The 22,839-nt window shown below is 63.5% G+C and carries 18 protein-coding genes and 1 tRNA gene; 13 read left to right on the top strand and 6 right to left on the bottom strand.

The window, feature by feature from the left end; translation table 11 throughout:
• The first annotated feature begins 188 nt into the window (after positions 1-188).
• Both ACTJLC_RS19815 and ACTJLC_RS19810 read left to right on the top strand, forming a co-directional pair.
• Positions 189-1,040 (top strand): hypothetical protein, encoded by an 852-nt coding sequence (locus tag ACTJLC_RS19815; protein WP_073431177.1) that lies wholly within the window; start codon positions 189-191, stop codon positions 1,038-1,040.
• A 152-nt stretch (positions 1,041-1,192) separates the two neighbouring features.
• Positions 1,193-1,657: a DUF2214 family protein gene (locus ACTJLC_RS19810; protein ID WP_073431178.1), complete on the top strand. Its 465-nt coding sequence runs from the start codon at positions 1,193-1,195 to the stop codon at positions 1,655-1,657.
• 146 nt (positions 1,658-1,803) lie between these two features.
• Here the strand turns inward: ACTJLC_RS19810 and ACTJLC_RS19805 are convergent, their stop codons facing one another.
• From ACTJLC_RS19805 to ACTJLC_RS19785, 5 genes are all read right to left on the bottom strand, one after another.
• Entirely contained in the window at positions 1,804-3,678 is a 1,875-nt protein-coding gene (locus ACTJLC_RS19805; protein WP_440844919.1) for an ABC transporter ATP-binding protein, read from the bottom strand.
• Between the two features lie 451 nt (positions 3,679-4,129).
• Positions 4,130-4,204: transfer RNA gene (locus tag ACTJLC_RS19800), tRNA-Val, on the bottom strand.
• 48 nt (positions 4,205-4,252) lie between these two features.
• Complete coding sequence (gene dnaQ / locus ACTJLC_RS19795; RefSeq protein WP_310133790.1) at positions 4,253-4,987, bottom strand: DNA polymerase III subunit epsilon; 735 nt, start codon at positions 4,985-4,987, stop codon at positions 4,253-4,255.
• Positions 4,988-5,061: 74 nt separating this feature from the next.
• A complete protein-coding gene (rnhA, locus tag ACTJLC_RS19790; protein ID WP_073431181.1) occupies positions 5,062-5,508 on the bottom strand; it encodes a ribonuclease HI in 447 nt (148 codons plus the stop codon).
• Positions 5,505-6,359 (bottom strand): class I SAM-dependent methyltransferase, encoded by an 855-nt coding sequence (locus ACTJLC_RS19785; protein WP_310133792.1) that lies wholly within the window; start codon positions 6,357-6,359, stop codon positions 5,505-5,507. The genes rnhA and ACTJLC_RS19785 overlap by 4 nt, the downstream gene beginning before the upstream one ends.
• A gap of 17 nt (positions 6,360-6,376) precedes the next feature.
• On the opposite strand from ACTJLC_RS19785, the gene gloB reads away from it, so the two are divergent.
• The 7 genes from gloB (at position 6,377) to ACTJLC_RS19750 (ending at position 16,583) form a co-directional block, all read left to right on the top strand.
• Complete coding sequence (gloB, locus tag ACTJLC_RS19780) at positions 6,377-7,168, top strand: hydroxyacylglutathione hydrolase (protein WP_154874495.1); 792 nt, start codon at positions 6,377-6,379, stop codon at positions 7,166-7,168.
• Positions 7,169-7,323: 155 nt separating this feature from the next.
• On the top strand, positions 7,324-8,967 hold the full coding sequence (locus tag ACTJLC_RS19775; RefSeq protein WP_073431225.1) for a transglycosylase SLT domain-containing protein: 1,644 nt from the start codon (positions 7,324-7,326) through the stop codon (positions 8,965-8,967).
• A 184-nt stretch (positions 8,968-9,151) separates the two neighbouring features.
• Entirely contained in the window at positions 9,152-10,393 is a 1,242-nt protein-coding gene (locus ACTJLC_RS19770) for an MFS transporter (RefSeq protein ID WP_073431184.1), read from the top strand.
• 439 nt (positions 10,394-10,832) lie between these two features.
• Positions 10,833-11,987 (top strand): glutamine-hydrolyzing carbamoyl-phosphate synthase small subunit, encoded by a 1,155-nt coding sequence (gene carA / locus ACTJLC_RS19765; protein ID WP_083086613.1) that lies wholly within the window; start codon positions 10,833-10,835, stop codon positions 11,985-11,987.
• A gap of 180 nt (positions 11,988-12,167) precedes the next feature.
• Complete coding sequence (gene carB / locus ACTJLC_RS19760; RefSeq protein WP_310133797.1) at positions 12,168-15,422, top strand: carbamoyl-phosphate synthase large subunit; 3,255 nt, start codon at positions 12,168-12,170, stop codon at positions 15,420-15,422.
• 154 nt (positions 15,423-15,576) lie between these two features.
• Complete coding sequence (gene greA / locus ACTJLC_RS19755) at positions 15,577-16,053, top strand: transcription elongation factor GreA (RefSeq protein ID WP_073431187.1); 477 nt, start codon at positions 15,577-15,579, stop codon at positions 16,051-16,053.
• Positions 16,054-16,073: 20 nt separating this feature from the next.
• Entirely contained in the window at positions 16,074-16,583 is a 510-nt protein-coding gene (locus tag ACTJLC_RS19750; protein WP_073431188.1) for a DUF4149 domain-containing protein, read from the top strand.
• Between the two features lie 167 nt (positions 16,584-16,750).
• On the opposite strand, the gene ACTJLC_RS19745 is transcribed toward ACTJLC_RS19750, so the two are convergent.
• On the bottom strand, positions 16,751-17,278 hold the full coding sequence (locus tag ACTJLC_RS19745) for a YhbY family RNA-binding protein (RefSeq protein WP_073431189.1): 528 nt from the start codon (positions 17,276-17,278) through the stop codon (positions 16,751-16,753).
• A 209-nt stretch (positions 17,279-17,487) separates the two neighbouring features.
• Between ACTJLC_RS19745 and ACTJLC_RS19740 the strand changes: the two genes are divergently transcribed.
• The 4 genes from ACTJLC_RS19740 to glmM all read left to right on the top strand — a co-directional run bounded on the left by ACTJLC_RS19740 (position 17,488) and on the right by glmM (position 22,596).
• A complete protein-coding gene (locus ACTJLC_RS19740; RefSeq protein ID WP_073431190.1) occupies positions 17,488-18,150 on the top strand; it encodes an RlmE family RNA methyltransferase in 663 nt (220 codons plus the stop codon).
• Positions 18,151-18,339: 189 nt separating this feature from the next.
• Positions 18,340-20,229, top strand: a complete 1,890-nt coding sequence (ftsH, locus tag ACTJLC_RS19735; RefSeq protein ID WP_073431191.1) for an ATP-dependent zinc metalloprotease FtsH — start codon at positions 18,340-18,342, stop codon at positions 20,227-20,229.
• A gap of 83 nt (positions 20,230-20,312) precedes the next feature.
• Positions 20,313-21,212, top strand: coding sequence for a dihydropteroate synthase (folP, locus tag ACTJLC_RS19730; protein ID WP_073431226.1), 900 nt, complete (start codon positions 20,313-20,315; stop codon positions 21,210-21,212).
• A gap of 25 nt (positions 21,213-21,237) precedes the next feature.
• A complete protein-coding gene (gene glmM, locus ACTJLC_RS19725) occupies positions 21,238-22,596 on the top strand; it encodes a phosphoglucosamine mutase (RefSeq protein ID WP_073431192.1) in 1,359 nt (452 codons plus the stop codon).
• Positions 22,597-22,839 lie beyond the last annotated feature (243 nt).

Raw genomic sequence — 22,839 nt, 5'->3', positions numbered from 1 at the left:
ACTGAACCGCGAATAACGCCCCGTGAGCCACTCGCCGCGGGGCGTTGTTGCATGCGCGCCGCGTTTTTCCCGAGGAGCGGCGGAAATGGAGGGTTTCGTGTCTGCAAGAATGGGTCACCCTCCGTAATATCCCTATAATGGCCGTGCCGCAAATTTGGCTGCGGCGCCGCCGACGACAGGAGGATGCCTTGGCGAGAACGAAAGAGACGCGCGCGAACGCGGCGCCCGGCGCCGGAACGATTTTCGCGCTGCGCGCCATCGGTCTCGTGCTTCTGGCTCGCTGGCTGTTTTCGATGGCGCAGATGGACCTGGGCGCGGCGCTGTCGGCGATGGTGTCCTCGCCGTGGGCGTGCATCAACCTCGTGTTCCTGTTCCTGCTGATCTTCCTGCCCGGCGCGCGCGCCGTGGCCGAGCGTCCGTTTCATCCGCTGCCGCAATGGCTGCGCCAGGCGCTGCGTCTGTTTGCTTTCCTTGGATTCCTGTTCGCGGTCTGGTCGGTGGGCGCGTTCGCGGCGAGCGCCGGTTGGCGGCGCACCGTGCAAACGGTGGCGGCCACCAACGGCTGGCTGCTGGCCGCGCCGGCGCTATACGCGGCGGTCTTGTGGATCTGCCGCCCGCGCGCGCTGTGGCGAACCAATGTCGCCGCGCGCCGCTTTGCGATCGGCCGCTATGCGGTTGCGCTCGATCCCGTCACGCGCACAGTGAGCGTGTGGGCCGAGCGTCGCAAGGTGGGGCAGTACGACGCTCGCGAATTGTCGGTGCGTTGGGCCGCCGCGCAAGGCGTGCGCGGCACGCCGGCGGCCGCTCGCACGGTGGTGTTCGCGACGGCCGGCGAGCCGGACGGGCACGCGGCGCCTCGCTCGACCGCTGCGCCGTCGCTGGCGCGCGGCGCCTTCGGCCGCCGCCCGAAAATCGAATTGCTGTGGGACTCGCCGGCTGCTGCCGGCCATAACCGACAGACCGTATTCCGCACCGCGCTGACTACCGAAGGCGATCGGGTCGCCGCGCGTGCGCTCGACACGTCTTTGCAGCAAGTCTGAATCCGACGCTTTGTGCAGTCGGCCACACGCGGTGGCCGAAGCGGGCGTCGTAAAGTAAGCGCTGGTCGATAATGAAGTGAGTGCCGCACGGCGCTGCAAGGCCGGCGGGTCAGACGTACACCGATCGTATCGCGTCGTTTGCAGGAGTCGCTATGCTGGTTCGCTGGTTGCTTGCCGCCATTCATCTGCTCGCTTATGGGTTCGCGCTCGCGTCGATTCTCCGGCGTACCTGGGCGCTACGCCGAGCCACTGTGCCCGCGGCCTTGCGATCCCTGTTCCGCGCCGACACCCGCTGGGGCCTCTCGGCACTGGTGCTCGTCATTACCGGCTTGATGCGCGTCTTCGGCACCTACGAAAAAGGCGCGGACTACTACCTGCATGAGCCGCTCTTTCACGTCAAGATGACGCTGCTCGTGGTGATTCTCGTCCTCGAAGTACCGTCGATGCTGGCGCTGATGCGCTGGCGCGCCGCGGTGAGGAAGGGCGCCGCGCCGGATCTTCGAAAGGCGCGTTCGTATGCCCACCTCAGCGTGATCCAAACGGTGCTGCTGGTTTTGATGGTGTTCGCGGCCGCGGGAATGGCGCGCGGCATTGGCTTGTCCGCGGGCGCGGTGTAGCTGGCGCGCCCCAACGATAAAACCGGGCGGGGCGTGCCGTCGCGTTGTACGGCCAACGCGCTAAGCGTGTGAAACGCCAGCGCAAACCGTTTGCTACCGGTACTTACCGGCGGTCTCCGCTCGACGTTCCACACATTCGTTGCAAGTTACTTCCCCACGAGCAGACTGGAATCATCTGTCCGGTTTGCCTTGGCGGCCGCCGTCTCGGGCAAGGTATCCGGCTCGCTCAAGCCCTTGGTGAGTTCCAGCGCCTGACGTTCGAACAACCGCCGGTACAGCCCGTTCTCGAGCTTGATCAGCGCATCGTGACTGCCTTCCTCGATGACCTTGCCCTTGTCCAGCACCAGCAACCGGTCGAGTGCCCGCACGGTGGACAGGCGGTGCGCCACCACTAGCGTCGTGCGGCCCATCATCAGCCGTTCCATGGCCTGCTGGATCAGCATCTCGCTTTCACTGTCGAGGCTCGAGGTGGCTTCGTCCAGAATCAGGATCGGCGCGTTGGCGAGGAACGCGCGCGCGATCGCCACGCGCTGACGCTCGCCGCCCGACAGCTTCACCCCGCGTTCGCCGACCAGCGTGTCGTAGCCGTTGGGCAGCGCCGCGATGAAGTCGTGCGCGCTGGCGAGCCTCGCGGCGCGCTCGATCTCGGCGCGGCTCGCGCCGGGCCGCGCATACGCAATGTTCTCCGCGAGCGAGCGGTGAAACAGCACCGGCTCCTGCTGAACGATCGCGATCTGGCTGCGCAACGACGCTTGCCGCACATGCGCGATGTCCTGACCGTCGATCGTGATGCGGCCTTCCGACAGATCGTAAAGGCGTTGGATCAGCTTGATGAAGGTCGTCTTGCCCGAACCCGAATGGCCGACCAGTCCGACGCGTTCTCCGGGCGCGATCCGCACGGAGAAGTTGTCGTAGAGCGGCGCGGCGTTCGCACCGTAATGGAAGGTGACGTGCTCGAAACGAATCTCGCCCTTGCCGATCACGATCGGACCCGCGCCCGGCTGATCCTCGATGCCGAGCGGCTGACGTTCCAGCGACACCAGTTCTTCCATGTCGTTGACCGAACGCTGCAGATTGCGGATGTGCATGCCCACCTCGCGCAGATAACCTTGCAGCATGAAAAACATGGTGAGCGCGAACGTGATGTCGCCGACACTCGCCTCGCCGCGCATCCACAACAGCAGCGCGGCGCCGAGAATCGCAGCCTGAATCGCCACCAGCATGCCGCCCTGCACGCCGCCATTGATGGTGCCGCGCATCCACGTGCGGCGCGTGCGATGACGCCACTTGCCGATCACGCCCGCAAGCAGCGCTTCTTCGCGCTCCTCGGCACCGAACGCCTTTACCACGCCGTTGCAACTGACGGAGTCGGCGAGCGCGCCGCCCATGCGCGTGTCCCACGCATTCGCAAGGCGCGCGGCGGGCGCCACGAAGCCGAGCGACAGGGCCACGGTCACCGCGATATACAACACCGAACCGATGCCGACGACCGCGCCCATCATCGGCCAGCGCCAGCCGAGCAAGGCCGTTGCGCCGACCAGCATGACCAGCGACGGGAACAGGGCGATCAGCAGCGTATCGTTGAGCAGGTCGAGCGCCCACATGCCGCGCGTGATCTTCCGCACGGTCGAGCCGGCGAAGCTGTTGGCGTGCCAGTCGGTCGAAAAGCGCTGCACGCGATGAAACGCGTTCGCGGCGACCTCGCTCATCATCTTGAGCGTGAGCTTGATGATATGAAAGAACACGCCCTGGCGAAGCAGGGTGGCGCCGAGCCCAAGCGCGCTCAGCAGGCCGAAGGCGAGCGCGGCGTGCCAGGCGACGGCGTTGCCGGCCGAGCCGGACGCGATCGCGTCGACGAGATGCCCGGCGAACATCGGCGTGAGCACGTCCGCCACGGCCGAGAGCAGCACGAGCACCGTGATGGCGACGATGCGCCAAGGCTGCCGCGCCCAATGCAGGAAGGTGAAGCCGAGGACGTCCTTGAAGGCTTGTCCGCGAAAGTCGAGTTTTTTTCTGTTCATTTGCGACGACCCGGCGACGCGTGAGCGCACCGAGGTTCCAGTCGGAAGCGAGAGGACGAGACAGTCGAAGCGTGCCGGAAAGCACCGGCAATGAAACTGTGGACTGTCTGGGATTTTGCGCGGAACGCCGGGTTCAGGCGGAGCCGCGTAAGCGACGGATTAAGGTCGCGAGACCATGTAAGGGATGGCGATGTGCACTGCAAACATGTGACACCTCCCTATCGTCGAATGAGGTGAAGAAGATGGACGGGGCGAATGCCTGAGTGCCGACTATATCAGCAAGTGCCTGGCGGCTGCAATCGTACGAAGTTTCGGTGTTGACGCGCAAGCCTGACGAGGCTGGCGCACTGCGGCATGCAATCAGACGCTGAAGCTTGAGCGGCAAATAGAAAAGGGCCTACGCATTTCTGCATAAGCCCTTTAGTCTTCGGTGATCGACACACCAAAATTCTGGTGGGTAGTACTGGGATCGAACCAGTGACCCCTGCCGTGTGAAGGCAGTGCTCTACCGCTGAGCTAACCACCCGAAGAGAGCCGAATTATGTCAGGGTTTTTTTTACGCGTCCAGTATTTTTTAAGCGGCTTGCTCATCCGCTGCGGGCACGGTTTCGAGGCGCCACACGCTCGTGCCCTTGACCGCCTTGTCGAGACCGTCCAGCACGGCCTGATGCGCCACGATTTCGTCGTCGCAGGCGGCGATCACGACCAGTTCGAGCGAGTCGATCGCCACACGCGGCGCATGCTCGTTTCCATTCGCGTGAGACTCGCCGAGCATGTCGATGACGAGGCTTTCCTGGCCGCGCGTCATCGCCAGATAGACCTCGGCGAGCAACTCCGAGTCGAGCAGCGCGCCGTGCAGCGTACGGTGCGCGTTGCTGATGCCGAAGCGATCGCACAGCGCGTCGAGTGAATTGCGCTTGCCGGGGAACATCTGCTTGGCGCGCGCGAGCGTGTCGATGATTTCCCCGCAATAGGTGCTGACGGGCGGCAGACCCAGCAGGGCGAACTCGGCGTCGAGGAAGCCGATATCGAATGGTGCGTTGTGAATGATCAGGTCCGCACCCTGGATGAAGTCGCGGATCTGGTCGGCGATCTCGCCGAACTTCGGCTTGTCGCTCAGGAACTCGGTGGTCAAGCCGTGCACCGCCAGCGCGCCCGGATCGCTGTCGCGTTCCGGATTGATGTAGAAGTGCAGGTTGTTGCCGGTTAGCCGGCGGTTCACGAGTTCGACGCAACCGAGTTCGAGAATCCGGTCGCCGGTGCGTGCATTCAGGCCGGTGGTTTCGGTATCGAGGATGAGTTGGCGCATGGGGGATTAGCCTGCTTCAAAAAATTGCAGCAAAAAAGACGGTGCGCGCATGGGTGCCGGCGCGGCGGCGGACGTCACAGTTCGGCGAGCGACGCGACGCCGCGATTGGCCAGTTGATCGGCGCGTTCGTTTTCCGGGTGGCCATTGTGGCCGCGCACCCAGCGCCATTCGATTTCGTGTTGCGCGACGAGCGCGTCGAGCCGCTTCCACAAATCGGCGTTCTTCACCGGCTGCTTCGCGGCGGTGATCCAGCCTTTCTTTTTCCAGCCGTGAATCCATTCGCTGATGCCCTTCTGCACGTACTGCGAGTCGGTATGCACGACCGCCTTGCAGGGGCGCTTCAGCGCTTCGAGCGCGGCAATCACGCCCATCAGTTCCATGCGATTGTTGGTGGTATTCGCCTCGCCGCCGAACAGTTCTTTTTCCTGGTCGCCGAAGCGCAGCAACGCGCCCCAGCCGCCGGGGCCGGGGTTGCCCTTGCAGGCGCCGTCGGTATAAATATCGATGTGATCGGAAGTCATTGAGTGTGGTTGCGTGTGTTCGGTGTGGCGGCGGGCGCGAGGCCCGGAGCGAGGACGGGTTTCTTCACTTTCAGCGGGCCGACGAGACGCATGCCGCGCACGCGCTTGATCGCCTTGATCATGTAGGTCGCGCCGAAAATCGGCCACCAGCGGTCGCCGGCGGCTTCCATGAAACCGTAGCGGGACAGCCACTGATCGCTGCCGAGGGGCGGACGATAGCAGCCGAAGCGCCCGCGTTCAAGGTCGAAACCCAGTAGCTTGATCCAGTCCTTCAGGCGCGTGAAGGCGATCAGATCGACCGCGGCGGGCACAAAGGGCCGCCCGGTCATTTTGCCGACCGATTGTCGCGCGCCCCATAACGACAGCGAGTTGAAGCCGAGAATGATCAACTGGCCTTCGGGCATCAGCACGCGCTCGGCTTCGCGCAGCAGCCGGTGCGGGTCGCTGGTGAATTCCAGCGTGTGCGGCATCACGATCAGGTCGACGCTTTGCGCTTCGAACGGCAAGTCGAGCAGATCGCACCATACCGCGCTGCGTCCGGACGGCGCGGTCAGGACGGTGGGCTCGGCTTGCGCGGCGCGGTTACCCGCGGAGCCGTTGCCGGCCTGCGCCGGGCCACGCGGAAAAGTGTAGGGCGCGCTCGCGCCGCTCGCGGCATCGAGCACCAGCCCGCGGCACGGCATGCGGTTTTCGCGCAAGGCGTCGAGCTGCGGCAGGCCAAGTTGCAGCGCGTGGTAACCGAACACGTCCGACACCACGCGGTCGAGCTGGGTCTGCTCCCACTCGAGCACGTAGCGGCCAGGCGGTGAATCGGTCCAGGCGGGCCAGTCTATAATCGCTCGGTCAGTCATATCAAAATGCGTCGCCTATGAATGCGCTCGAGTACGTACCGGTCCCGGCGTTTGAAGACAATTACATCTGGGTCGTTTCCGACGGACACCAGGCGGTGGTCGTCGATCCGGGCGAAGCCGCACCCGTGCGCGCCTATCTGGCGAAACGAGGTTGGCGGCTGAGCGCTATTTTACTCACGCACCATCATCAAGACCACGTCGGCGGGGTGGCCGATCTGCTGAATGGCCAGGCCGTTCCCGTGTACGGCCCCGCCGGTGAAGCGATCGAGCATCTCACACACCGTCTCCGAAATGGTGATCACGTGACGATCGCGGCCCCCGCGCTCGAATTCAGCGTGCTCGAGGTGCCTGGTCACACGAGCGGACATATTGCCTACTTCCAGGCGGCGGACCCGCGCGGCACGCCGCACGTGTTCTGTGGCGACACGCTGTTCGCTTGCGGTTGCGGCCGGCTGTTCGAAGGCACGCCGCAACAGATGCTTGCCTCGCTGGATTCGCTCGCCGCGCTGCCCGGCGCGACCGAGGTCCACTGCGCGCACGAGTACACGCTGTCGAACATCCGCTTCGCGCTCGCCTGCGAGCCGGACAATGCCGAGCTGCAAGCCTGGCGCGACAAGGCGAGCGAACTCCGCGCGCGCAATACGCCGACACTGCCCACCACCATCGCCCACGAACGCGCCGTGAATCCGTTTTTGCGCGCCGGCAATCCGGCCGTTCAAGCGAGCTTGCAGGCGCAATTGCATGAGAAGGTCTCTGACCGGTTGGCGGCGTTCACATTGATGCGTGAATGGAAAAACCGCTTCCGTTAACCGGATTCGCATGAGGGTGTTGTTCAGGGGAATAATCCGAAAAATTCGCCAAGCCCTAGATTTACTTGATTTTTTCGTAATTTTCCGATTGACGCGGACGTTGGCGTTTCGTACTATCGGCTCAAATTCCAGCCCTTGTGGAAACCGAGACGTTCATGAGATTTATCTTAAGTGCGTTGCTGGTCCTGACACTCGCCGCTTGCGCGAGCCAGGGACCGACAACGAATAGCCCCACCACCGCAACAAATCCCGCCAGTCAGCAAGCCGTAGCCGACGCCCTTCGCAAGACAGCCACCGCCAAAGAGACGATCAACGTCGATCAGGGTTCAGTCACTCAACTGACCAGCGCGGATGCCGATCTTTGGGGCCGTATTCGCCGCGGTTTTCAAATGCCGGATTTGCAGACCGACCTCGTCGACATGCAGGTCAACTGGTACGCGCAGCGTCCCGATTACGTGCAGCGCATGACCGAGCGCTCGCAGAAGTACCTGTACCACATCGTGGAGGAACTCGAGGCGCGCCATATGCCGACCGAGCTCGCGTTGCTGCCATTCATCGAATCGGCGTACAGCCCGCAGGCTTTGTCCGTGGCGAAGGCGGCCGGCATGTGGCAGTTCATGCCCGGCACCGGCCGCACCTACAACCTCAAGCAGAACATGTGGCAGGACGAGCGTCGCGACGTGCTGGCCTCGACCAGTGCCGCGCTCGACTATCTGTCGCGTCTGCATGACATGTTCGGCGACTGGCAGCTCGCGCTCGCCGCGTACAACTGGGGTGAGGGCAACGTGCAGCGCGCAATCGCGCGCAATGAAGCGGCGGGCTTGCCCACCGACTACCTCAGCTTGCGCATGCCGAACGAGACGCGCAACTACGTGCCGAAGCTGCAGGCGGTGAAAAACATCGTGGCGAACCCGCAAATGTACGGGCTCGCGTTGCCGTCGATTCCGAATCACCCGTATTTCGTCACGGTCACCACCTCGCACGATATCGATGTGGACACGGCTGCCAAGCTGGCGAATCTTTCGTTGGATGAATTCCGTTCGCTGAATCCATCGTTCAGGAAGCCGGTGATTCTCGGCGCCACGCAGCCGCAGATCCTGCTGCCGTTCGACAACGCGAGCGCCTTCGAGCGCAATCTGAAGACGTATTCGGGTTCGCTGTCCTCGTGGACTACCTACACCGTCACGGAGCGTTCGGCGCCGGCGGCGATCGCGCAAAAAATCGGCGTCGACGCCGACACGCTGATGGAAGTGAACAAGATTCCGGCCGGCATGCGTCTTAAGCCGGGCTCCACGATCGTGGTGCCGCGCGGTTCGGACGACGACGAGGACATCAGCGCCGATGTTGCCGAAAGCGCGGTTCTGGCGATGGAACCGGACGTCCCCGATACCCGCAAGATGTTGATCCGCGTGCGCCGCAATCAGAGCATGGCGGCGATTGCCGCACGCTACGGCGTTTCGCTCGGCCAGTTAAAGTCGTGGAATCGCACGCATCGTAACGAGGTTTCGCGTGGCCAGGTCATCGTGCTGCACGTGCCGGTGGGCAAGACGGTGCCGAGCGAACCCGGCCCCGAACGCATTGCCACCAACGTGCAAGGCGGCGGCGTCCAGAAAATCGGCACGCGCGTTGGTGACACGAAGAAGGGCCGTGGCCGTTCAGCGGTGGTCAAGGTGGCCGAGCCCGCGGGCAAAGCCGGCAAGCCGGCGGCATCCGCGAGCAAGGGCAAGGTGACGAAAGCGTCGGCTTCCACATCCAGCAAGGTGTCGAAAACCGCGGCGGACACGAAGAAGAGCAAATAGCGCGAAAAGCCGCTCCGCCTCGGTAGTGAGGCCACGCAGTACTAGCGATGCGCTCGCACCGAAGTCTTGCCAACGCCGTCACCTGTGTGACGGCGTTTTTCGTTGTGCGGTTCATCGCGGGCGAGTTCGACGGATTTCCTTTATCGTTCGAGCTTTGGCCGACCGGCCGCCCCGATCGAAGCTTATGTCGTCGACCCAACTGCGCGTCTTTCTCCTGTTTTCCGCCGGTTACTTCGTTTCGTACGTGTTTCGCGGCGTCAACCTGGGCTTTGCTCCGTTCATCACGCATGACCTAGGCTTGTCGGCAACCGATCTCGGTTTGCTGACCAGCCTGTATTTCCTCGGCTTCGCGGGCGCGCAAATTCCGGCCGGCGTGTTGCTCGATCACTTCGGCGCGCGGCGCGTGACCGCCGCGACCCTGCTGTTTGCCGCGCTCGGAATAGGGGTGTTCGGCGCCGCCCATAGCGTCGGCGTGATGATGGTCGGGCGGCTCCTGATCGGCGTCGGCGTGTCGGTGTGCCTCGGCGCGGCTTTCAAGGCGTTGGCGCAGCACTTCGCGTTGGCGCGCCTGCCGCTGATGAACGGACTCGTGATGGCGATCGGCGGTTTAGGCGGCGTGATGGTGGGCTCGCCGCTCACGTGGGTGCTCGGCTTCGCGAGTTGGCGCACGGTCTGCGTGGGACTGGTTCTGCTGACGGTGCTGGTGGCGCTGGCGCAATGGACGCTTGCGCCGGACGCGCACGAAACGCGCCGACAGGCGAGTCTTGGCACTCAATTCAAAGGCACCTTGCATATCCTGGGCAGCGCCGCGTTCTGGAAAATCGCTTCGTTCTCGGTCGTCACCCAAGGCGTGTTCTATGCGATGCAATCGCTGTGGGTGGGGGCCTGGTTGCGTGACGTTCAGGGCTTCGAGCCGCCCGAGGCGGCCGCGCTGGTGTCGATTCTGGGCTTTGCGATGATGGCGGGCTGCGTGGGTTTCGGCGCGGCGGCGCGCGTCCTCGAACGCCGCGGCGTCTCGCTGTATGCGTTTTGCGGCGTGGGCATGGCGCTTTACGTTGCGACGCAAATGCTGATCATGTTCCGCGCGCCGCTGCCCGCAGGTCTGCTGTGGGCGGCGTATGGGATTTTCGGCGGCACCGGCATTCTCAGCTACGCGGTGATGGCACGGCATTTTCCTGCGCAGATGACCGGCCGGGTGAACACCACGCTCACGCTCATCATCTTTCTGCTGATCTTCGGTTTTCAGATCGGCGTGGGTGCGGTGCTGTCGCGCTGGCCGGCGAGCGGCGGCCACTATCCGGCGGTCGCGCATCTGACCGCCTGGGGCATTCTGGTGGGGCTGCAGGTGTTGAGCGCGGTCTGGTACGTATTGCCTGGCCGCACGCCTGTTCGGCCGGTCGTGCTGCATGCGGAGCACGAGGCCTGAGACTGTCGCGCGGCGCTGCGCCGGTCCGAGCGCGTTTGCCGACGCTATCCCGATTCCGCTCGCCGCAGGTCTTGTCCGACGGCGGCAGCGCTCCGCCCAGCAAGGGTTTCGCCGATTTCTGCGGACGCGCGCCCTGGTTCGCTCCCCATCTCGGATTTGGAGAGAAGGGCAGTTTCCGGCTATAATTACAAGGTTTGAGCTTATCAACCCGCACCCTAGCGCCTACCTCTCCCATACCGTTCATCCGCCGCGCGCCGTTTGCGTAGCAAGAAGGGCCACGCACCCAGCCGATCCGTCCAGACAATGGGCTCATCGCGCCCCTTGCAACGTCGACGGCAGTACGCGAGCGAGTCTGCGCGCGCATCCCGTGGATGCTTTTCGCTGCGGCTCGCAGTCGGATAGACAGGTCGGCAACAGGGTGTTCCCCAAGGAGTCTCCCGTGTTGCCGTCATTTTCTCCCGCTCTGCTCGCGCTCGCCGACGGCACGGTCTTTCGTGGTTATTCCATCGGCGCCCCAGGGCATACGATCGGCGAAGTCGTGTTCAACACCGCTATCACCGGCTATCAGGAAATCCTGACTGATCCGAGCTATGCGCGCCAGATCGTGACCCTCACGTATCCGCACATCGGTAACGTCGGTGTGAATGCTGAAGACATTGAAGCTACGAAAGTCCATGCCGCCGGCCTGATCATTCGCGATCTGCCGGTTCTCGCGTCGAACTTCCGCATGGAGCGCACGCTCTCGCAGTATCTGCAGGACGAAGGCGTGGTCGCCATCGCCGGCCTCGACACCCGCAAGCTGACCCGCGTTCTGCGCGACAAGGGCGCACAGAACGGCGCGATTCTGGCCGGCTCGGACGACGAGGCCAAGGCCATCGAACTCGCGCGTTCGTTCCCAGGCCTCTCGGGCATGGACCTCGCAAAGGTCGTGTCCACGAAGGAAGCCTACGAATGGACCCAGACCGAATGGCGTCTTGGCACGGGCTACGGCAAGCAGAATGCGCCGAAGTACCGCGTGGTCGCGTTCGACTACGGCGTCAAGTACAACATCCTGCGCATGCTGGCCGAGCGTGGCTGTCACGTCACGGTGCTGCCGGCGCAAGCCAGCGCGGCTGACGCGCTCGCGCTCAACCCGGACGGCATTTTCCTCTCGAATGGCCCCGGCGATCCGGAACCGTGCGACTACGCAATCGCGGCCACGAAGGAGCTGATCGAGCGCGGCATTCCGACGTTCGGCATCTGCCTCGGTCACCAGATCATGGGGCTCGCTCTCGGCGCGAAGACCCTGAAGATGAAGACCGGCCACCACGGCGCAAACCATCCGGTGAAGGATCTGGACGACGGCCGCGTGGTCATCACGTCGCAGAACCACGGCTTCGCGGTCGACGCCGACACGCTGCCGGCCAACGCCAAGGTCACGCATGTCTCGTTGTTCGACGGCACGCTGCAAGGCTTCGCGCTGACCGACAAGCCGGCGTTCTGCTTCCAGGGGCACCCGGAAGCATCGCCTGGTCCGCACGACATCGCCTATCTGTTCGACCGCTTCACCGGGTTGATGGACGCGAAGAAGGCAGGCAGGACCGCGGCGGCGTAAGAGGCGATAGAAGCGGGCCTGTGAAGCGCCGTTGCGGCGCGCGCGGCCGAGCCGCGCCACGCACTCGGCGCACTCACTGTGCTCAGCGCCTGTCGGGCGAGCCGCACAAACAGAGCGCGCGCAGCGTAGCAACGACGCGCGCCGACGGAAAGAATTCAGGAATACATTAGCGAGAGCGTTATGCCCAAGCGGACAGACATCAAGAGCATCCTCATCATCGGCGCGGGTCCGATCATCATCGGCCAGGCGTGCGAGTTCGACTACTCGGGCGCGCAGGCATGCAAGGCGTTGCGTGAGGAAGGCTACAAGGTCATTCTCGTCAACAGCAATCCGGCGACGATCATGACCGACCCGAACACGGCCGACGTGACCTACATCGAGCCGATCACGTGGGAAGTGGTCGAGCGCATCATCGCGAAGGAGCGCCCGGACGCGATTCTGCCGACCATGGGCGGTCAGACCGCGCTGAACTGCGCGCTCGATCTGCATGCGCACGGCGTGCTGGACAAATACACGGTCGAGTTGATCGGCGCGTCGCCGGAAGCGATCGACAAGGCGGAAGACCGTCAGAAGTTCAAGGACGCGATGACGAAGATCGGCCTCGGTTCGGCCAAATCGGGCACCGCGCATTCGATGGAAGAAGCGCTGCAGGTGCAGGCGAAAATCGCGGCGGAAACCGGCAGCGGCGGCTATCCGGTGGTGATCCGCCCGTCGTTCACGCTGGGCGGTTCGGGCGGCGGCATCGCCTACAACCGCGACGAATTCGAAGAGATCTGCAAGCGCGGTCTCGATCTGTCGCCCACTCGCGAATTGCTGATCGAAGAGTCGCTGCTCGGCTGGAAAGAGTACGAGATGGAGGTGGTCCGCGACAAGAAGGACAACTGCATCATCGTCTGCTCGATCGAAAACCTGGACCCGATGGGCATCCACACCGGCGACTCGATCACCGTCGCGCCGGCGCAAACGCTCACCGACAAGGAATATCAGGTGTTGCGTAACGCGTCGCTCGCGGTGCTGCGCGAAATCGGCGTCGATACCGGCGGCTCGAACGTGCAGTTCTCGATCAATCCGAAAGACGGCCGGATGATCGTGATCGAAATGAACCCGCGTGTGTCGCGTTCGTCGGCGTTGGCGTCGAAGGCCACCGGCTTCCCGATCGCGAAGGTCGCGGCGAAGCTCGCGGTCGGCTACACGCTCGACGAACTGAAGAACGAAATCACCGGCGGCCAGACGCCGGCGTCGTTCGAACCGACGATCGACTACGTCGTCACGAAGATCCCGCGTTTTGCGTTCGAGAAATTCCGCGAAGCCGATTCACGCCTCACCACGCAGATGAAGTCGGTCGGCGAAGTGATGGCGATCGGCCGCACCTTCCAGGAATCGTTCCAGAAGGCGCTGCGCGGTCTCGAAGTCGGCGTCGACGGCCTGGACGAAAAGACCGGCAACCGCGACGAGATCATCCGCGAGATCGGCGAAGCCGGTCCGGATCGCATCTGGTACGTCGGCGACGCGTTCCGCATCGGCATGAGCGCCGCGGAAATCTTCGAGGAGACCTCGATCGATCCGTGGTTCCTCGCGCAGATCGAACAGATCGTCCTGAAGGAAAAGGCGCTGACGGGCCGCACGCTTGCGAGCCTGTCGAAAGAAGAACTCAAGTATGTGAAGCAGAGCGGCTTCTCGGACCGACGTCTCGCGAAGCTGCTCGGCGCGAAGCCGGCCGAAGTGCGTCAACGCCGGATCGAGTTGAACGTGCGTCCGGTGTACAAGCGCGTCGACACGTGCGCCGCCGAGTTCGCGACGAAAACCGCCTACATGTACTCGACCTACGAGGAAGAGTGCGAAGCGAAACCGACCAGCAACAAGAAGATCATGGTGCTGGGCGGCGGCCCGAACCGGATCGGCCAGGGCATCGAGTTCGACTACTGCTGCGTGCACGCGGCGCTCGCCATGCGCGAGGACGGCTATGAAACGATCATGGTCAACTGCAACCCCGAAACCGTTTCGACCGACTACGACACCTCCGATCGTCTCTATTTCGAATCGCTGACGCTCGAAGACGTGCTCGAAATCGTCGACAAGGAAAAGCCTGTCGGCGTGATCGTGCAATACGGCGGCCAAACGCCGCTGAAGCTCGCGCTCGATCTCGAGGCGAACGGCGTGCCGATCATCGGCACCTCGCCGGACATGATCGATGCCGCGGAAGACCGCGAGCGTTTCCAGAAGCTGCTGCAGGATCTCGGCCTGCGTCAGCCGCCGAATCGCACGGCGCGCGCCGAAGACGAAGCGCTCAAGCTCGCCGACGAAATCGGCTACCCGCTGGTGGTCCGTCCGTCGTACGTGCTGGGTGGCCGGGCGATGGAAATCGTCCACGAGCCGCGTGATCTCGAGCGCTACATGCGCGAGGCCGTGAAGGTGTCGAACGATTCGCCTGTGCTGCTCGACCGCTTCCTGAACGACGCGATCGAATGCGACGTCGATTGCATCTCCGACGGCGAGGCTGTGTTCATCGGCGGCGTGATGGAGCACATCGAGCAGGCGGGCGTGCACTCGGGCGACTCGGCTTGTTCGCTGCCGCCGTACTCGCTGTCGAAGGAAACCGTGGCCGAACTGAAGCGTCAGACGGGCGCGATGGCCAAGGCGCTGAACGTGATCGGCCTGATGAACGTGCAGTTCGCGATCCAGCAAGTGCCGCAAGCGGATGGTTCGAAAGAGGACGTGATCTACGTGCTCGAAGTGAATCCGCGTGCATCGCGCACGGTGCCGTACGTGTCGAAGGCAACCAGCCTGCCGCTCGCGAAGATCGCGGCGCGCGCGATGGTCGGCCAGAAGCTCGCCGAGCAAGGCGTGACGAAGGAAATCGATCCGCCGTACTTCAGCGTGAAGGAAGCGGTGTTCCCGTTCGTCAAGTTCCCGGCAGTCGATCCGGTGCTCGGACCGGAAATGCGCTCGACCGGTGAAGTGATGGGCGTGGGCCAGACGTTCGGCGAAGCGTTGTTCAAGTCGCAACTCGCGGCGGGTTCGCGTCTGCCGGAGTCGGGCACGGTGCTGTTGACCGTGATGGACGCCGACAAGCCCAAGGCCGTCGAAGTCGCGCGCATGCTGCACGAACTCGGCTATCCGATCGTCGCGACCAAGGGCACCGCTGCCGCGATCGAAGCGGCGGGCGTGCCGGTCAAGGTCGTCAACAAGGTGAAGGACGGCCGTCCGCACATTGTCGACATGATCAAGAACGGCGAGATCGCGCTGGTCTTCACGACCGTCGACGAGACCCGCGCGGCGATCGCCGATTCGCGTTCGATCCGCATGAGCGCGCAGGCGAACAAGGTCACGTACTACACGACCATGTCCGGCGCGCGGGCCGCGGTGGAAGGCTTGCGCTATTTGAAGGACCTGGAAGTCTATGATTTACAAGGACTCCACGCTCGCCTAAACTAAGGCTTCGAATACCTGTCCAAGACGTAAGTGCCGCGGTTAAGCGGCGTTTCGCAGGTGCCTCGGCCCGGGTCTCGCCCGGCGCTCTGGTCCGCGCGAAATGCACTTAACCGCGGTGATTTTTTTTACGGCCGTTTTTTAGCCTCTAGAGTTGTTTATGAGCACTATTCCATTGACGAAGCGCGGCGCAGACATGCTGCGCGATGAATTGCAGCGCCTGAAATCGGTTGAGCGTCCCGCGGTGATCAACTCGATCGCGGAGGCACGCGCCCAAGGCGATCTGTCGGAAAACGCGGAATACGACGCGGCGAAGGAAAAGCAGGGCTTCATCGAAGGCCGTATCGCCGAAATCGAATCGAAGCTGGCCGGCGCGCAGGTGATCGACCCGTCCAAGGTGGACGCGGACGGCCGCGTGGTGTTCGGCGCAACGGTGGAACTGGAAGACCTGGATTCGGGTGCGCCGGTCAAGTATCAGATCGTCGGCGACGACGAAGCGGACATCGACCACGGCCTGATCTCGATCAGCTCGCCGATCGCCCGCGCGCTGATCGGCAAATCGGAAGGCGACGTGGCATCGGTGCAGGCGCCGGGCGGCGTGCGCGAATACGAAATCATCGCGGTTAGCTACATTTGAGGGCGGCTCCGGTGTCCTTGATGCCGCATCGATTTTTCCGTCTGCTGACGGTGGTGTGGGTCGGTAGTCTGCTGACTATCGGCTATGCTGTCGCGCCGGTGCTGTTCACGTCGCTCGATCGCACGACGGCGGGCGCGGTGGCCGCGCAGTTGTTTCGCATCGAGGGCGTGCTGGGTGCGGTGTGCGGCATTTTGCTGCTCGTTCTCGCCAACGTATTGGTTCGCCGTGGCGGCGACGCGTATCGTCGTCTGCGCTGGCTGATCGCGGGCATGCTCGTGTGCGTGCTGGTGGGTTACTTCGCGTTGCAGCCGTTCATGAATGCAATGCGCGTGGCCGCGTTCGAAGCGGGTAGCGATGTCGGCCATTCGGCTTATGCGACGCGCTTTGGCATCCTGCATGGCGTGTCGAGCCTGTTCTATCTGGTCGAAAGCCTGTTGGGCGTGGCGCTGGTGTGGAAGCTGCCGGCGGGCGCCGGCGCAGTCATGGCTGAAGCAGATGGCGGCGGTGCCGCCGGGCGCGTAACGCGCTGATTGTCGGTTCGCGCGCCGCGCAGTTTCGTGTTCGAGCAGCCCGGCAGGTCCGCCCAGGCATCAGCCCGAACGCGCAGTTCAAGCCGCGGTTCAAGAATTCGCCTCGCGCAATCAGCGTTAAAGCAAACCAGAGTGCGGACCTGGTCCGCACCTCCACCCTCATTCGCTTATTTCGACGACTGATGCGAGCGCTTCGCGCTGGTCTGGCGCTTCTTGGCCCGCTTGATGTTGCCGCCTTGCGTGACGCGTTCATTGCCGCGCACCACGACCGCTTTTGCCTTCGGCTTGCGCATCGGGATTTCGCTGGGCTTCACCACGGTTACCACGCGCGGTGCGCGGCCCTTGCCCGGTTTGGCATCCGCGGCGGCTTCCCGGGCGCTCGGCAAGGTGCCGCGCCTGGTCTTCACCGCCGGTTGCGCGGTTTCAGGCTTCCAGATCACGAGCAGCTTGCCGATGTGCTGGATCGGCGCAGCGTTCAGCTTGTCGCAGATTTGTTCGTAAATCGCGATGCGTTCTTCGCGTTCGTCGCCGAACACGCGGATTTTGATCAGCTGATGGGCGTCAAGGTGGACCTTGATCTCGGCGAGCACAGCGTCGGTCAAGCCTTCGGCGCCGACGAGCACCACCGGTTTGAGCGCGTGTGCCTGGGAGCGCAATTCGGCGCGTTGGTCGGAAGAGACTTTGAGGGCTGGCATGGAAAGTGGGAGACTCGACTAAAATGGCGGCGCCTGCATTCCCGATCCACTCGTTCGATTAGCGGCGATTGGGTTTTCGATCGATCAGCAGGACGGCGCGTCAGAACAACAGAATCGCGGATGGCCGCCAGTTTTGGCGGTGGCCGCGCGAAATTAACCGCGTATTATCCGCTAAAGCGCGACATGGCGCAGCAAGAGTTCAACGTTTAATGGCAAAAAACAAGTTCAACACGGCATGGCTGCATGACCATATCAACGACCCGTACGTGAAAATGGCGCAGCGGGAGGGCTATCGCGCCCGCGCCGCCTACAAGCTCAAGGAAATCGACGAACAGGACAAGCTGATCCGTCCGGGGCAGGTGATCGTCGACCTCGGCTCGGTGCCGGGCAGCTGGAGCCAGTACGCACGCAACAAGCTCGCGAAGGGCGCGCAGCGCGACGCCGAACGCGAGGGCGGCATCGACGGCACGATCATCGCGCTGGACATGCTGCCGATGGAGCCGATCGCCGACGTTCACTTCATCCAGGGCGACTTCCGCGAGGACTCGGTCCTCGGCCAACTGGAAGAATTAGTCGGAGAACGCCAGGTTGATCTTGTAATTTCGGATATGGCGCCCAACCTGTCGGGGGTGGCGGTGGCGGATGCCGCGCGAATCGAGCATTTGTGCGATCTCGCGCTGGAGTTTTCGCAAAATCACCTGAAGCCGGATGGTGCCCTTTTAGTCAAATGCTTTCACGGCAGCGGTTACAGCCAGATTGTCGAAAAGTTCAAGCATCAGTTCAAGGTGGTGGCGGCCCGCAAGCCGAAGGCGTCGCGGGACAAGTCGTCAGAAACGTTTATTTTGGGTAAGCATCTCAAGCGGCCCGCGTAGGGCGCTGCAGGACGGATCCGCATCTGCCGATAAATAGTCTGCCGGCGCCGGAAATTGGCGCTGTAACAGCCGGTTACGCTATTTCTGTGGTAGTGAAACCTTATGGCAGGGGTCTGCGGACTGGATTAGAATGCTTTCGTGGTGCCGCAAGGCAAGTGTAGGCGCCCGTCTAAGTGAAGGAGTGGTGCTTTGAACAACAATATGTTTTCGAAGGCAGCAGTGTGGCTGGTTATCGCACTGGTGCTGTTTACGGTGTTCAAGCAGTTCGACAAGCCCCGTGTCCAGGAAGGCGTTTCCTATTCGCAGTTCATGGACGACGCGAAGAACGGCAAAGTCAAGAACGTCATTGTCCAGGGGCGGAACCTCACGGTCACTCCAGCAGACGGCCAGAAGTACCAGATCGTGTCGCCGGGCGACATCTGGATGGTCGGCGATCTGATGAAGTATGGCGTTCAGGTGAGCGGCAAGGCTGACGACGAACCTAATGCGCTGGTGTCGGCGCTGTACTACCTCGGGCCGACGATTCTGATCATCGGTTTCTGGTTCTACATGATGCGACAGATGCAGGGGGGCGGGAAAGGCGGTGCGTTCTCGTTCGGCAAATCCCGTGCGCGTCTGATCGACGAAAATAACAACGCGATCAATTTCACCGACGTCGCCGGTTGCGACGAAGCCAAGGAAGAAGTCTCCGAACTGGTCGACTTCCTGCGCGACCCGCAGAAGTTCCAGAAGCTGGGTGGGCGCATTCCGCGCGGCGTGCTGCTGGTCGGCCCGCCGGGAACCGGCAAGACGCTGCTCGCGCGCGCCATCGCCGGCGAGGCGAAGGTGCCGTTTTTCAGCATCTCGGGTTCGGACTTCGTTGAAATGTTCGTCGGCGTCGGCGCGGCTCGCGTGCGCGACATGTTCGAGCAGGCCAAGAAGCACGCGCCGTGTATCGTGTTCATCGACGAAATCGACGCGGTCGGCCGTCATCGCGGCGCCGGCATGGGCGGCGGTAACGACGAACGTGAGCAGACGCTGAACCAGATGCTGGTCGAGATGGACGGCTTCGAGGCGAACTCGGGCGTGATCGTGATCGCCGCAACGAACCGTTCGGACGTGCTCGACAAGGCGCTGCTGCGTCCGGGCCGTTTCGATCGTCAGGTGTATGTCGGTCTGCCGGACATCCGCGGCCGCGAACACATCATGAAGGTTCACCTGCGCAAGGTGCCGATCTCGAACGACGTCGACGCGGCGGTCATCGCTCGCGGCACGCCGGGCTTCTCGGGCGCCGATCTGGCGAACCTCGTGAACGAGGCGGCGCTGTTCGCGGCTCGCCGCGGCAAGCGCATCGTGGAGATGACGGACTTCGAGGACGCGAAGGACAAGATCTTCATGGGTCCGGAGCGCAAGTCGGCCGTGATCCGCGAGGAATCGAAGCGCGCCACCGCGTATCACGAGTCGGGTCATGCGGTGATCGCCAAGCTGTTGCCGAAGGCTGATCCGGTGCACAAGGTCACGATCATCCCTCGCGGCCGCGCCCTCGGTGTGACGTGGCAATTGCCGGAGCACGACAACGAAACGTATTCGAAGGACTACCTGCTCGACCGTCTCGCGATCCTGTTCGGTGGCCGTGTCGCCGAGGAATTGTTCCTGAACCTGATCAGCACCGGCGCGTCGGACGACTTCAACAAGGCGACGCAAACCGCGCGCGCCATGGTGGCTCGCTTCGGCATGACGGACGCGCTGGGACCGATGGTCTACGTCGACGACGAAAACGACGCAACGCCGTTTGGCCGCGGGTTCACGCGTACCATTTCAGAAGCGACGCAACAAAAGGTCGACGCGGAAATTCGTCGCGTGCTTGACGAGCAGTACAACCTTGCGAAGCGCCTGCTGGAAGAGAACCGCGACAAGGTCGAAGCGATGACCGCCGCCCTGATGGAGTGGGAGACGATCGACGCCGATCAGATCAACGACATCATGGCCGGACGTCCGCCGCGTTCGCCGAAGAGTTCGCCGCCGCCGGCAAGCGACGCCTCGTCGGGCGGCAGCCCGGGCACCGAGGTCAAGCCGGGCAGCGCTACCGCGCCGGCCTGATAGGCGACCAGTAGAAAGTGCGGGCCGGTGTGTTTCACACCGGCCCGTTTTGCATTTATCCGTTTTATATGAAGCGCTGCCACGTGTCGAAAGTCGACTTTCTCTCTTTTCCCATTCCCGAGCCCCTTCAATGCGGCCGCTTCAAGCTGACCTTTGAACGCCCGTTGGTCATGGGCATCCTGAACGTCACGCCCGACTCCTTCTCCGACGGCGGCCAATACGTGATGCGCGGCGATGCGCTGCGCCAGGCCGAGCGCATGCTGCTCGACGGCGCGGACATCATCGACATCGGCGGTGAGTCCACGCGTCCCGGCGCGCCGCCGGTATCGCTCGACGAGGAACTGGAGCGCGTGATCCCACTCGTCGAACAGTTGCGCGGCGCGAATGTGCCGTTGTCGGTCGATACCTATAAGCCGGAAGTGATGCGCCAGGCTTTGAGCGCGGGCGCGGATCTCATCAACGACGTCTGGGGTTTCCGGATGCCCGGCGCGATCGAGGCGGTGCGCGATAGCGAATGCGGTTTGTGCGTGATGCACATGCTCGGCGAACCGCAGACCATGCAACGCGGCGAACCTGTTTATGTCGATGTGGTCAGCGAGGTCCGGCAGTTTCTGGAGGAACGGGTCGCGGCTCTCAAGCAGTCAGGCATCGCTCGTGCGCGCATCAGCGTCGATCCGGGTTTCGGTTTCGGCAAGGCGGTGCTCGAGCATAATTACGCGCTACTCGCGCATCTGCCGGATACGGCGCCCCGAGCAGAGCCGCCGTATCCGATTCTCGCGGGCATGTCGCGCAAGTCGATGATCGGTGCGGTGGTCGGGCGCCCGGCGCCCGAGCGCATCGCGGGCAGCGTCGCCGCGGCGGTATGCGCAGCCGGGCGGGGCGCCGCGATTGTGCGCGTGCATGACGTCGCGCAAACAGTGGATGCATTGAAAGTATGGACGGCCATGCGCGACGCAGCGAATCACGGCCGCACGCGCGGCTGAACGCAAGGAAGGAGGAAAATAAAATATGGCACGTCGTTTTTTCGGCACGGACGGAATTCGGGGCAAGGTCGGCGAAGGGCCCATTACACCGGAGTTTGTTTTGCGGCTCGGCTATGCCGCCGGCAAAGTGCTGGCGGGCGCGGACCGCTGGGCGAGAACGGGCGCGAGGCCCACGGTGCTGATCGGCAAGGACACCCGCGTGTCGGGTTACATGCTCGAGGCCGCGCTTGAAGCGGGTTTTTCCGCGGCCGGTGTCGATGTGATGCTGGCCGGCCCAATGCCCACTCCGGGCATTGCGTATCTGACGCGTGCGCTGCGGCTCGCCGCGGGCGTGGTGATCAGCGCGTCGCACAATCCGTACTACGACAACGGCATCAAATTCTTCTCCGCCGACGGCAACAAGCTGCCCGACGAAGTGGAAGCGCAAATCGAGGAGCAACTGGACCTGCCGCTCGCGTGCGCAGCCTCCGAGCAGCTCGGCAAGGCACGGCGTCTCGACGACGCGGCCGGCCGCTACATCGAGTTTTGCAAGAGCACGTTTCCGGCTGCGTTCGATCTGCGCGGCCTGAAGCTGGTGGTGGATTGCGCGCACGGCGCCGCGTATGACGTCGCGCCGCATGTCTTCCACGAACTCGGCGCCGACGTGATCCCGATCGGCGTCGCGCCGAATGGCTTCAACATCAACGACGGCGTCGGCGCGACCGCGCCCGACGCGCTGATGCGCGCGGTGCGAGCCAACCACGCGGATCTCGGCATCGCGCTCGACGGCGACGCCGACCGTCTGCAGGTCGTGGACGCCGCCGGCCGCCTGTATAACGGCGACGAACTGCTGTACGTGCTGGTCAAGGACCGCATCGCCACCGACGGCAACGTGGAAGGCGCGGTCGGCACCTTGATGACCAACATGGCTGTCGAAGTCGCGCTGCAAAAAGCCGGCGTGAAATTCGTGCGCGCGGCGGTGGGCGACCGCTACGTGCTGGAGCAGTTGCGTGAACACGGCTGGCAACTCGGAGCCGAAGGCTCCGGCCATATTCTCTCGCTCGACCGCCATTCCACCGGGGACGGCATCGTCTCGGCGCTCCTCGTGCTGGCGGCCATGAAGCGCAGCGGCAAGACGCTCGCCGAGCTGCTCGACGGCGTCACGCTGTTTCCGCAGAAGCTGATCAACGTGCGGATGAAGCCTGGCGCCGACTGGAAGGGCAGCGACGCGATCCGCCGCGCCATCAGCACGGCCGAGGGCGCGCTGAATGGCCGTGGGCGCGTGCTGATCCGCGCCTCGGGCACCGAGCCCGTGCTGCGCGTGATGGTCGAAGCCGAAAAGGTCGACGACGCGCTGCTGCATGCTGAATCGATCGCCGGCGCGGTCAAGGAAGCGACCGCCTGAACCACGGTTTCCTGCACGGCGTTGGGACGATGCTCGGATCGTCCCAACGCCCACCGCCACCTAAAAATCCCCTCCCGCGCACACGCAAACGTTCGCGCCCCATCTTTTTCGCCTAATCTGTAGAGCGACGCAAAACCGGCGCTTTCACCGAACAAAACGCCTTTCACATCCGTAAACAGACTGTCACGCGAGTTTCACGGTCGGTCACGTTACTGTCACAAAGAGACCCTAAGCTTCGCGGTG

The sequence above is a fragment of the Paraburkholderia sp. 22099 genome, from assembly GCF_052045835.1.
In the GTDB taxonomy this organism is placed as follows: Bacteria; Pseudomonadota; Gammaproteobacteria; order Burkholderiales; family Burkholderiaceae; genus Paraburkholderia; species Paraburkholderia terricola.
The sequence above is the reverse complement of the archived record's forward strand: the minus strand, read 5'-3'. Positions and strand labels throughout refer to the sequence as shown.

What these genes read in the sequence shown, in the direction of transcription:
- ACTJLC_RS19810 (WP_073431178.1), top strand. Translation starts at nt 1,193, where the DNA reads ATGCTGGTTCGCTGGTTGCTTGCCGCCATTCATCTGCTCGCTTATGGG.
- ACTJLC_RS19805 (WP_440844919.1), bottom strand. Translation starts at nt 3,678, where the DNA reads ATGAACAGAAAAAAACTCGACTTTCGCGGACAAGCCTTCAAGGACGTC.
- dnaQ (WP_310133790.1), bottom strand. Translation starts at nt 4,987, where the DNA reads ATGCGCCAACTCATCCTCGATACCGAAACCACCGGCCTGAATGCACGC.
- rnhA (WP_073431181.1), bottom strand. Translation starts at nt 5,508, where the DNA reads ATGACTTCCGATCACATCGATATTTATACCGACGGCGCCTGCAAGGGC.
- ACTJLC_RS19785 (WP_310133792.1), bottom strand. Translation starts at nt 6,359, where the DNA reads ATGACTGACCGAGCGATTATAGACTGGCCCGCCTGGACCGATTCACCG.
- gloB (WP_154874495.1), top strand. Translation starts at nt 6,377, where the DNA reads ATGAATGCGCTCGAGTACGTACCGGTCCCGGCGTTTGAAGACAATTAC.
- ACTJLC_RS19775 (WP_073431225.1), top strand. Translation starts at nt 7,324, where the DNA reads ATGAGATTTATCTTAAGTGCGTTGCTGGTCCTGACACTCGCCGCTTGC.
- ACTJLC_RS19770 (WP_073431184.1), top strand. Translation starts at nt 9,152, where the DNA reads ATGTCGTCGACCCAACTGCGCGTCTTTCTCCTGTTTTCCGCCGGTTAC.
- carB (WP_310133797.1), top strand. Translation starts at nt 12,168, where the DNA reads ATGCCCAAGCGGACAGACATCAAGAGCATCCTCATCATCGGCGCGGGT.
- greA (WP_073431187.1), top strand. Translation starts at nt 15,577, where the DNA reads ATGAGCACTATTCCATTGACGAAGCGCGGCGCAGACATGCTGCGCGAT.
- ACTJLC_RS19750 (WP_073431188.1), top strand. Translation starts at nt 16,074, where the DNA reads ATGCCGCATCGATTTTTCCGTCTGCTGACGGTGGTGTGGGTCGGTAGT.
- ACTJLC_RS19745 (WP_073431189.1), bottom strand. Translation starts at nt 17,278, where the DNA reads ATGCCAGCCCTCAAAGTCTCTTCCGACCAACGCGCCGAATTGCGCTCC.
- ACTJLC_RS19740 (WP_073431190.1), top strand. Translation starts at nt 17,488, where the DNA reads ATGGCAAAAAACAAGTTCAACACGGCATGGCTGCATGACCATATCAAC.
- glmM (WP_073431192.1), top strand. Translation starts at nt 21,238, where the DNA reads ATGGCACGTCGTTTTTTCGGCACGGACGGAATTCGGGGCAAGGTCGGC.